Annotated in this window: 10 protein-coding genes; 8 read left to right on the top strand and 2 right to left on the bottom strand. The window is 51.5% G+C overall.

Annotated features, from left to right (window positions below; translation table 11 throughout):
- Positions 1 to 1149: flagellar hook-length control protein FliK (locus ABYP33_RS15365; protein WP_373092041.1), on the top strand; the 1149-nt coding region annotated here is incomplete at its 5' end.
- Positions 1150 to 1365: 216 nt separating this feature from the next.
- Positions 1366 to 2172 (top strand): hypothetical protein, encoded by an 807-nt coding sequence (locus ABYP33_RS15360; protein ID WP_373092040.1) that lies wholly within the window; start codon positions 1366 to 1368, stop codon positions 2170 to 2172.
- A gap of 71 nt (positions 2173 to 2243) precedes the next feature.
- Here the strand turns inward: ABYP33_RS15360 and ABYP33_RS15355 are convergent, their stop codons facing one another.
- Positions 2244 to 3386 (bottom strand): acyl-CoA dehydrogenase family protein, encoded by a 1143-nt coding sequence (locus tag ABYP33_RS15355; RefSeq protein ID WP_373092039.1) that lies wholly within the window; start codon positions 3384 to 3386, stop codon positions 2244 to 2246.
- A 147-nt stretch (positions 3387 to 3533) separates the two neighbouring features.
- On the opposite strand from ABYP33_RS15355, the gene ABYP33_RS15350 reads away from it, so the two are divergent.
- The 4 genes from ABYP33_RS15350 (at position 3534) to ABYP33_RS15335 (ending at position 7498) form a co-directional block, all read left to right on the top strand.
- Positions 3534 to 3956 carry a hotdog fold thioesterase gene (locus ABYP33_RS15350; protein WP_373092038.1) on the top strand — a complete coding sequence of 141 codons (423 nt, stop codon included), beginning with the start codon at positions 3534 to 3536 and terminating at the stop codon, positions 3954 to 3956.
- 188 nt (positions 3957 to 4144) lie between these two features.
- Complete coding sequence (gene trmH / locus ABYP33_RS15345) at positions 4145 to 4840, top strand: tRNA (guanosine(18)-2'-O)-methyltransferase TrmH (RefSeq protein ID WP_373092037.1); 696 nt, start codon at positions 4145 to 4147, stop codon at positions 4838 to 4840.
- Between the two features lie 306 nt (positions 4841 to 5146).
- Positions 5147 to 6271 (top strand): DUF1214 domain-containing protein, encoded by a 1125-nt coding sequence (locus ABYP33_RS15340; RefSeq protein ID WP_373092036.1) that lies wholly within the window; start codon positions 5147 to 5149, stop codon positions 6269 to 6271.
- Between the two features lie 33 nt (positions 6272 to 6304).
- Positions 6305 to 7498, top strand: a complete 1194-nt coding sequence (locus ABYP33_RS15335; RefSeq protein WP_373092035.1) for a sulfotransferase — start codon at positions 6305 to 6307, stop codon at positions 7496 to 7498.
- A 25-nt stretch (positions 7499 to 7523) separates the two neighbouring features.
- On the opposite strand, the gene ABYP33_RS15330 is transcribed toward ABYP33_RS15335, so the two are convergent.
- The gene (locus ABYP33_RS15330; protein ID WP_373092034.1) at positions 7524 to 8408 is read right to left on the bottom strand and encodes a LysR family transcriptional regulator; all 885 of its coding nucleotides are present in this window, start codon (positions 8406 to 8408) and stop codon (positions 7524 to 7526) included.
- Positions 8409 to 8607: 199 nt separating this feature from the next.
- Here ABYP33_RS15330 and cysC point away from each other — a divergent pair, with 199 nt between their 5' ends.
- Complete coding sequence (cysC, locus tag ABYP33_RS15325) at positions 8608 to 9219, top strand: adenylyl-sulfate kinase (RefSeq protein WP_008249230.1); 612 nt, start codon at positions 8608 to 8610, stop codon at positions 9217 to 9219.
- Positions 9220 to 9357: 138 nt separating this feature from the next.
- Entirely contained in the window at positions 9358 to 10554 is a 1197-nt protein-coding gene (sat, locus tag ABYP33_RS15320) for a sulfate adenylyltransferase (RefSeq protein ID WP_373092033.1), read from the top strand.
- Positions 10555 to 10753: the final 199 nt, after the last annotated feature.

Raw genomic sequence — 10753 nt, 5'->3', positions numbered from 1 at the left:
TCGACCTCGCAATTGCCCTTTAATCAATTGCTTGCCGGAAATATGGGCAAGGCCAGTCATCTTCATACCGACACCGACACACCGAGCGATGCCGATGCTTTGGGTCTGTTAACTGAAGAAGCTGGTGGTGGCTTAAATGTCTTGGCGCAGAATCTTGCGAGCGGCAAAGACTTGCCGCTAGTGGGCAAAGATTTGCCGCTCAGCTCGCCTGTCAGTGCCGCTAGCACCGCACTCGCGGGGGGCGCAGACGGTTTAGATGCTGAACACAGCGTAGTGGGCTGGCAGCAGGTGCAAATCGACTGGTCGCGAACTCAGCTGGGCGCAGCGATGAGCATTGACGACAACAACGCACTGAGCGGCGGTAATCGCGGTCAACAGGCGGTAGACCAGCTTCTCTTACAGCAAGCAAAACTCCTGCAGAGCGAAAATCAGGGTAAAGCGCCAATGTTACTGGCCGCGACTCAGCCTGCGCTAACACCCCAAGCAACTGGCTTTGCGGCGGCGCTGCAGGGTGCCGTTGCGGTAGGTGAGGGGCTAATGCAAAGCAAAGGCCAAAAGCTAGAAAGCCTTAACGTGGATGTGGAGCTTGGTGAGTTGGCGGCGATGTCGCAACTTAAAGACAACTTAAATAGCGCGAGTAGCAGCGCATCGCGTGCGCCCGTGGCATTGACCATGAGTCAGAGTTTGGTCGACAACCCTGGTTGGGGGCAGGCTATGGCCGCACGGATTGGTATAATGATGAATAACGGTGTTCACACCGCAACTATGCAATTGAATCCAGCAGAGCTGGGTAGTATCCACATTCAGCTATCTATGCAGGGAGACAGTACCTCGGTGCAGTTTCAAACGCAGAATGGTGATACCAGTGATTTAATTGAAAAAATGCTGCCGCGCCTAAATAGCAGTCTTGAGCAGCAAGGCTTGCGCTTGGATGAGGTAAAAGTTAGTCACAACCCAAATCTTGGCAACGGCGCTGCAGCCAATGGCAACCAACAATTTTCCGGTGAGTCAACTGGTCAGCGCGATTTAAACGGACGTGCGGCGAATGCCGACCTAGCGAGTAGTGATAAGCGCGATGATGAGTTAGGCAATCAAGCTGACGTCTTAGCTGCCAGTGACGGTAGGCTTGCGGTTGATTATTACGCCTAAGGAAAATGTGGTGTTTTCACTGTAGGGCGCCGTCGTCGTCCGCTTCTCTCCTGCTAATTTGGGTGTTGATAATTATCCTTGTTAGCACTGGAACTTTTTGATTCTTTTCTCCACCAATGGCCAGTGCTTCCCCGTGCGTTGTTTATACTAGGGTTGTCAGCATTTGTGGCGGTCTTTCGCTGTTGACCGCGTGTGATTTCAAACCTAGGAAGTACCATGGCCCAGCCCTTTCTTTATAATTACGACAGCCTGTTGATTACCGGTGTTTTGTTTCTTCTTATTGTCTTGTTGAATGAAGTCGGTTTTAGAATTGGTCGCTTTGTGCAACACAGTACGGATTCCGAGGTAAAGACGCTGACGGGATCGATACAGGGCAGTATTCTCGGCTTGTTAGCGCTGTTATTAGGTTTTACCTTCAGCATGTCTATGCAGCGTTTTGACGGCCGCAGTGAGGCTTTAATTGCCGAAGCCAATGCTATTGGCACTGCGAGCTTACGGGTGCAACTCTTGCCGGTGCAGTTTCAGGAGGAGGCCAATGCCTTGCTGGCACGTTATGTTGATATGCGCATTGCGATTGGTAAGGTTGATTTAAGCCACGCTTTGGAACGTAAAAAATACAATCAAACGGTTGCCGCGCTGCAAAGTGAATTGTGGGCGCTGGCTGTGGCGGCAACCAATGCCGACCCGCGTCCGGTAACGTCTGGAGCCTTTGTTAACTCCTTAAACGAGATGATCGACAGCCAAGGAAAACGCAATGCTTTACAGCAAATGCGGGTGCCGGAAGTTGTGCTCTTGCTGTTGTTTACGGTGTTTATTGCCTCTGGCGGCATGCTGGGGTATTCAAGCGGTTTAAGTGGTAAACGAGTGGTGGCGCCGACCCTGATGGTGTCGTTTTTAATTGCCATGATTGTGTTTATTATTATTGATCTTGATCGCCCCAAGCGCGGCTTAATTATGGTTGATCAAAGTAGTTTGCTGGCTTTGCAGGCTGCCCCAGTAACGCAATTGGGCCATAGCAATTAATTTTGTATATTGAATTCAAGGCATAAAAAAGGGGCTGCAAGCAGCCCCGTTAGTTGACCCCTATGGCAGGCTTACTTTAGCAAGTCGCGGCCAATGATCAGCTTCATTACTTCGTTAGTACCGGCGTAGATACGCTGAACGCGTGAGTCGGCAAAAGCGCGAGCCACTGGGTATTCCCACATAAAGCCATAGCCACCGTGCAGCTGCAGGCATTCATCGATTACTTTGCACTGGAGGTCAGTGGTAAGTAGCTTGGCTTTTGCAGCCATTACCGAGTCGAATTTGTGCGCAACGTGCAGTTCTAGACAGCGATCCAAAAACACCCTAGCGGCGCAAACTTGGGTCTCTAGTTCAGCCAATTTGAACTGGGTGTTCTGAAATGTAGCAACTGTTTTGCCAAAAGCGTTGCGCTCTTTCACGTAAGCGATGGTCTGTTCCAGAATCGACTCGGCATTTGCGATAGCGATAATGGACACGTTTAATCGCTCTTGCGGAAGGTCTTGCATCATATAGATGAAGCCTTTGCCTTCCTCGCCCAGTAACTGATCTTTTGATAGCCGCACGTCTTGGAAGAACAGCTCTGAGGTGTCTTGCGCCTTAAGACCGATTTTCTCTAAATTTTGACCCTTGGTAAAACCGGGCGTGCCCGCTTCCATTAAAAACAGGCTGATGCCTTTGGCGCCAGCGCTGGGATCGGTTTTGGCGACGACAATAACGAGATCGGCAAGCTGGCCATTGGTGATGAACGTTTTGGAGCCATTAATAATGTAGTCGTCACCGTCTTTAATTGCGGTGGTTTTAATGCCCTGTAAGTCTGAGCCCGCTGCGGGTTCGGTCATGGCAATAGCCATGATGGTTTCGCCGGTAACGCACTTGGGCAGGTATTTTTGTTTTTGCGCTTCAGTGCCGTAGCGTTCGATGTAAGGTACCGCGATATCTGAGTGCAATCCCCAGCCAATACCGGTTAAGCCTGAGCGGCCGCATTCTTCGTCGACAATAGCGTTGTAGCGGAAGTCGACACCAACACCGCCGTATTCTTCAGCGACGCTAGGGGAAAGGAAGCCCTGTTCGCCAGCTTTGATCCACAGTTCGCGATCAACCTGGCCATCTTTCTCCCACTGTGCGTGGTATGGCGCCGCTTCGGTTTCTAAGAATTTGCGGACCGAGCCGCGAAACAATTCATGCTCTTCTTCGTAAACAGTTCTTGGGATCATTGACATAGGGTATCCTCCGGTGCGTAAGCTAAGCTATTATTACGCCCATGTTAGCAGAGTAAACTTGTAATGCCAGCGGATATTTTTCGCCTTTTCATGACCGTTTGCAGTGCTGTAATTTTTCAAGAATGACCAAGAGAACATGACATGACGATTTGGACAAGCACCCCCAGTGTAGATGAAGCTAACGCAATGTCGGCGAATACCATTGTCGAGGTGCTGGGAATCACTATTACCGATATTGGCGCGGACTCTATTACGGGCACTATGCCGGTCGATAGGCGTACCCATCAACCGTTTGGGATTCTTCATGGCGGCGCCTCAGTAGTACTCGCCGAAACGCTGGGCAGTCTTGCGGCTAATTTAGCCTGTGAGAAAGGCTTTGTTTGCGTAGGGCTGGATATCAATGCCAACCATATTCGCTCAGTGCGCAGCGGCTTGGTCACGGGTGTGGCAAAAGCAGCACACATTGGTCGCAGCACGCAAGTGTGGGAAATTCGTATTGCTGATGAAACCGATAAAACAGTGTGTGTTTCGCGGCTGACGGTAGCGGTGATAGCGGCGTCTTAGCGGCGGGCAGCGGATAGAATATAAGGCGATACGCGTGGAGTGGGAGACGCAAAACGCTAAGGCAAGAAAACAGCGCGGTGTTTGGCGACCCGTTTGCAGGCGCCCGTCAAGCGTCACCCAAGCCGATGTTTCACTGCGCTGTGGGCTATTGTAAACTTATGCCCCATTTATTCTTGAGGCCCCCAACAATGACCGCAGCACGCTTCCAACGCCTGCGTCAGGTTTTAGCATACCGTCAGCCGGATCTCACTATTGTTACTGACAATGTGCATAAAAGCCGCAATCTCTCAGCGATTGTGCGCACCGCAGATGCTGCTGGTATTGGCAGTATGCATTGTGTTATTCCGGATAAAGACTACAAAGCCTTCCGCGGCACGGCGATGGGCTCGCACAGCTGGGTGAAGGTTGAGCGTAAGCAGGATGTGACGACGGCCTTGGTGCCCTTAAAAGCGCAGGGCTACCAAGTGCTGGCAGCCCACCTTGGCGAAGGCGCTGTTGATTTTAGGGACGCGGATTACACCAAACCCACCGTGATTTTAATGGGGGCTGAAAAGCTTGGCGTCAGCCCCGCCGGTTGTGCGCTCGCCGACGCATTTATCACCATACCAATGATGGGCATGGTGCAGTCTTTTAATGTCTCCGTTGCCGCAGGCATTATCTTGGCCGAGGCTCAGCGCCAACGGCAGCTTGTGGGCCTATATAGCAAGCCTCGCCTCGATGATGAGAGCTATCAGCGCACCTTGTTCGAGTGGGCGCAGTCGAAAATGGCCGATTACTGTCGCGCCAAGGGCTTGGCTTATCCGCCCATGGACGAGGACGGTGAGTTACTTGATGGTTTGGGCTGGCAGTTGGCGGTACGAGAAGGGCGGGCGCCGAAGGCGTAGTCGTCGGGTGTCGGAGGTCTGATGTCGGACGTGAAAAGAGCGCCCTGTTAGAATTAACCGCTGACTGAGGAAGCTAAATGCTGGACGGGAGACGGCAGACGCTTAAAAGTATGCGCTGCGCTTATTAACTACAGCGAATGCGGGAATCTGCTTTTGACTTAGCGTCTCCCGTGCAGTATACAGCCCCCATGCATCCGACATCAGACCTCCGACTTCAGGCTCGTCTCCATCGGCGTCATCTAATTGGGTGATATAAGCACCTCTGTAAAACTGCCACACTGCCTCAATAATAAAAGGGGTCAGGCAATGGCAGATAATTCAGTCGATGAGGTCGTCAGCGGCGAAATTTGGGAACAATTCTGTGACGAGTTGAAGGCGGCGGGGCAGCAAATTCTTCGGGCTGAGGCGCCAAACGACGCCTTTAATCGCGCTGAAGGCTGGCGTTACTTAACGCGCTTGACCCGTATTGGCCTCGATATGTTTATGGAGTGCAGTGACCGCGATTTTCCGACATTTTATCGGCCTTCTCATGAAACCGCGAAAATTGGTGCAGACAACCCAGACAATATTTATCTGCGCGCCGAAATTGATGGCATGAACGACTATCGCATTAGTGGCAGTCGGGGCGCGGTCGCGTATTTGGGGTTTATTGCGATTGCGGGGGGCTACGAAGAGGCCGATGGCAATATGCGCTCGGTGGCATCGCTAGATACCCACAGCGGCTTGACGGTCAATGCCGACGGCAGTGTGGAGGTGATTTTGTCGCGGCATCCGCAGCCGGGCAATTGGCTTAAAATTACCGACGACACGCTTGCTGTTTTGGTGCGCGAAACCTTTTTAGACCGAAACACCGAGGTGTTTGCCGATCTTAGAATTGAGCGCCTTAACACTGATGGCGTAAAGCCTACGCCTTTGCAAGCAAAGCAGCTCGCAGAAAGTTTGCGTAAAACCACCGCCTTTGTGAAGGGCACTGCGAGCTTGTTCGCAGACTGGGCGCAAGACTTTAAGGCGCACCCAAACTCCCTGCCACCAGCCGATCAGGCTTATTGCCAGAAACTTGGTGGTGATCCCAATATTTTTTACTACCACGGCTATTTTACGTTGGCAGATGACGAGGCCTTATTGATTGAGGTAGACCGTATTCCGGAATGCGACAACTGGAATTTTCAGTTGAATAATTATTGGATGGAGTCTCTGGAATATCGCTATGTGCAAATTCATCTTAATAAGCATACCGCGCATTATCGGCCAGATGGCGGCGTCAGCATTGTTGTTGGCGCAGCAGATCTGAACTGCGTTAACTGGTTAGATACCACCGGTCATCGCGAGGGGACGATGGCATTTCGGTGGATAGGCGCTGTAGAGCACCCTCAGCCGCAGTGCCGAGTGGTAAAAATTGATGAATTGCCGCCGCTAATACAGGCATTGTGATTGGTCGCATAATAAATAAAAAGGAGATTTTCCGTGGGCACAGAGCAAGGTAATACAACAGTGGCAATACCAGCGGTGGATTTAAGCGTGGCCGCTTTATTACGTGAAGCCTCCGAGGTCACTGGTCTAAATGACTTTGGTGATGACTCTTTTCGTGAGCCATTGGCGGTATTGCTCAAGTCTTTAAATGACGAGGCAAACCTCAATGCTGGTGGTCGTTTTGGCCAATATCAGCGGATTTTGAATATTCTCATTAATCGACTGCGTGTGGAGGCCTGGATTGCTAAACACCCGGAAATATTGAACGAAGAGATCCTTGCGCCAGTGGTGATTATTGGCTTGCAGCGCACAGGTTCAACCTTTTTCCATCGCATACTTGCGGCGGACCGGCGGTTTTATGCGCCGTTGTGGTACGAAGTGCGAAATCCAGCGCCCGAATTAGATTGGGATTTTAAAACTAAAGACCCGCGTATCAGCTCGGCAGAGGCGGAAGTGGCCGCCATGTTGGCGGCAAATCCAGAAATTGCGGCTATTCACCCCATGGACCCGATAGCGGCGGATGAAGATATTTTATTATTGGAACACAGCTTTTACAGCACGGTACCCGATGCCTTTTGCAATGTGCCGAGTTACGGAAAATGGAACGACGAGAATGACAATACCCCTGCCTATCTGTACCTAAGGCGGCTGTTGCAGTTATTGCAGTGGCAAAAAAAGCGCAGCGGCCAACAGGCGGCGTGTTGGTTGCTAAAAACCCCTCATCATATCCACCATATTGCGACCTTATTGAAGGTGTTTCCTGACGCCAAAATTGTGCAAACCCATCGCGACCCACTGCAAACTATACCCTCGGCAGCAAGTATGAATTACAACCTGTGGGTTTTGGGAAGTGATGATGTTGATGGCAAAGTGGTGGGGGAACAGTGGGCTGCGAAATACGCCAGAGGCACCTTACATACCTTGCAAACCCGTGATCGCCAACCCGAGGCGTTCTTGGATGTTTGGTATAAAGATACGGTTGCCGATCCCTTAAGCTCGGTTCAGAAAGTCTACAACTTTATTGGTATGGAACTTACCGAAGCGGCGCAGCTGGCGATGGAGCAGCACCAGGAAGCCAATCGTCGTGACAGTCGGCCAGCTCACGAATATACCTTAGCGCAGTTTGGCTTAACGGAAGCGGGCTTGAAGGCGCAGTTTGCTGAGTATCGACAGCGCTTCGTCGTTTAGGCAAGTATAAACTGGACAAGGTAATTTATTCGCCCAGTTTACTGCATAGCGAAATCCAGAACTCCACGGCTTTTTTGTTGTGGCGCTGTTTGGGCAGGGCAAAATAAAACATCCGAGTCATGTCGCGATTGGCGAGCTTTAAGGGCACTAAATCGCCATTGCGAAAGTCGTTTTGCAAAACCACCTTTGACAGGCAGCCGATACCAAGGCCCGATTCAACGGCGCTTTTGATGGCCTCGTTGTGTTTGAATTCTCGGTAAATTGCGATCTCGGGTAGCAATCCGGCAAGGGCGCGGTCAAAGGTATGGCGGGCGCCAGAGTCGGGTTCGCGCAGTATCCAGCGGGCGGCTTTAATGTCGGCGTCGTTGAGTACGCCTTTCTTTGCCAGCGGATGACTGGCACTGCAAAACACCACCAGCTCGTCCTCCTTCCAGGGAATGAGTTCGAGTTCGCGGTGCTGAACTTCGCGCTCGATCATGCCCACGTCAACCTCGTAATTCAGTACCTTGGCGACTACCTCCGGCGTGTTGGCGGTCTCTAGCTGCACGTCGGCTTCCGGGTATTTATTTAAGTAATCCGCCAAGTAGCGCACCACCAAATGATTGCCGATGGTAAAGCTTGCGCCCACGCGGAGATGGCCAATGTCGCTATGTAAGGTTAAGGCATCGTCAAATTGCTGGCAGTGGGCGAACAGGGTTTCAGCTTCTTTGCGCAAAGTGTGGCCAATGGGGTTGAGCTTGATCTTATTGCCTTGACGATCAAAGAGCGTCACGCCGTAGGCTCTTTCTAAGCTTTGTAAGCCCGCGCTGGCCGCCGATTGCGACAGACAGAGATGCTCGGCCGCTTTCGAGACACTTTGAAATTTGGCTACACTGAGAAAAATCTCTATTTGCCGGATGGTGTATTTCATGGCGCTGGCCTGCGGTGATTTGAAAAAGTCAGTATTGATAAAATCGATACTGACTATAATAATAGCCTGTTTTACTTGTTATAAAAATGCTCTTACTATGGCGACCCTCAGCGTTAAGTGTCGTTTGAACTGCCACACTTAGCACTGAACAGCGTTCGATTAGCGAATTGACGATCAGCAGCCCAGCGGAGTTGAATACATGACTGAAGTTAAAGCAACCAATGTACATTGGCACGACGGCGAAGTAAGCCGTGAAGACCGCAATGCCTTGTTAAAGCAAAAAGGCGCCACTTTGTGGTTTACCGGCCTGTCTGGCAGCGGTAAAAGCACGGTTGCCGTTGCTTTGGAAAAGGCCTTAATGGAAAAAGGTCACCTCTGCTACCGTTTAGACGGTGACAATATTCGCTTGGGTATTAACAAAAATTTGGGCTTTAGCGCCGAAGATCGCACTGAAAACATCCGTCGTATTGGCGAAATTTCCAAGCTGTTTGTCGACACCGGCGTTATCGTATTGTCGAGCTTTGTTAGCCCTTACCGCGCTGACCGCGACATTGTTCGTGAACTGCACGTGGCGGGCGATATGGACTTCATCGAAGTTCATGTTGATGTGCCGCTGGCCGTCGCCGAAGAGCGCGACCCCAAAGGTCTGTACAAAAAAGCCCGCGCTGGCGAAATTAAAAACTTCACGGGTATCGACGATCCCTACGAAGCGCCACTGAAGCCTGAATTGGTATTAAACAGCCACGAGCAGAGCTTGGAAGAAGAAGTGGCCGTACTGCTGGAAATGATGACTGCGCGCGGAATAATTTAAGGGCGATGCTGGACGGGAGACGGAAAACGCAAAACCGCTTTGGTTTTAAGCGTCTCCCATCTCCCGTCCCGCATCTAGCCTGGTTGTAAAAATGAATAGCCTTACTACCCGTACTAGACCAACTAACGGAGTTCCAAAATGATCAAACCCCATGGCGCCGAAGAACTTAGCCCACTATTTGTATACGACACGGAAAAACACCACGCCCTGAATGCCGAAGCTGAAACACTGCCTTCATTGCTGGTTAGCTCTGCCGCGGCGGCGAATGCTGTTATGCTGGGTGCGGGTTACTTCACCCCACTGAAAGGCTATATGAATCTTGCTGATTCTTTGGCGGTGGCGAAGGACCTGTGCACCACCGATGGTCTGTTCTGGCCCGTACCAATTGTGAATCTGACTAAAGATGCCCAAGGTATTACCGCCGGTCAGCGCATTGCCTTGCGCGACCCGAATGTTGACGGCAATCCTGTGTTGGCGATTATGGATGTGGAAGCGCTTGAAGTGGTTAGCGCTGAGCAAATCGACTTTATGGCCGAGAATATTTTCGGCACCTTAGATGATAAGCACCCCGGCGTGCAGACCTTTAAGGCTCAGGGCCGCACCATGTTGTCTGGCCCGATTCAGGTGCTGAACTTCTCTTACTTCCAGGCTGACTTCCCCGATACCTTCCGCACCGCGGTCGAGATTCGCAATGAAATTGCTGAGCGTGGCTGGGAGAAGGTGGTTGCTTTCCAAACACGCAACCCAATGCACCGCGCACACGAAGAGCTGTGCCGCATGGCCATGGAAGATCTTGGCACTGACGGTATTTTGATTCACATGTTGTTAGGCCAGCTTAAGCCGGGTGATATTCCTGCGCATGTTCGCGACGCGTCTATCCGTAAAATGGTTGAAGTTTACTTCCCCAAAAACACCGTAATGATTACTGGTTACGGCTTTGATATGTTGTACGCTGGCCCGCGCGAAGCAGTGTTGCACGCCTTGTTCCGTCAGAACTGCGGCTGTACTCACCTGATTGTTGGTCGCGACCACGCCGGTGTGGGTGACTACTACGGCGGTTTTGACGCTCAGACTATTTTCGACGAGAAAGTACCTGCTGGCGCCATGGATATCGAGATTTACCGCGCCGACCATACTGCTTACTCTAAGAAATTAGATAAGGTTGTCATGATGCGCGATGCGCCAGATCACAGCAAAGAAGATTTCGTATTGCTGTCGGGCACCAAGGTGCGGGAAATGTTGGGCAATGGCATTGCGCCGCCACCGGAGTTTTCGCGTCCAGAAGTGGCTAAGATTTTGATGGAATACTATCAGATCGAAGACGCAAAAGCGTAAGTTGGTATTGCCGCCGCACCTAGGCGGCCGCTAAAAAAACCGGGGCTTGTTGCCTCGGTTTTTTTTTGCGTGCGCCAGGCATGGCGCGTAGCGCCGTGACGGGCGCTGTTCCAAACCGCGTGGTGGCGATTGGATGACTTGGTGGTGAGAGTCCACTATCGGCCCGGCAAGGGGAACGATTAGCCGAACGGCAAGGGTG

Origin of the sequence: Zhongshania sp., from assembly GCF_041584495.1 — a bacterium.
Taxonomy (GTDB): domain Bacteria; phylum Pseudomonadota; class Gammaproteobacteria; order Pseudomonadales; family Spongiibacteraceae; genus Spongiibacter.
This window is presented reverse-complemented; position numbering and strand designations above follow the sequence as displayed.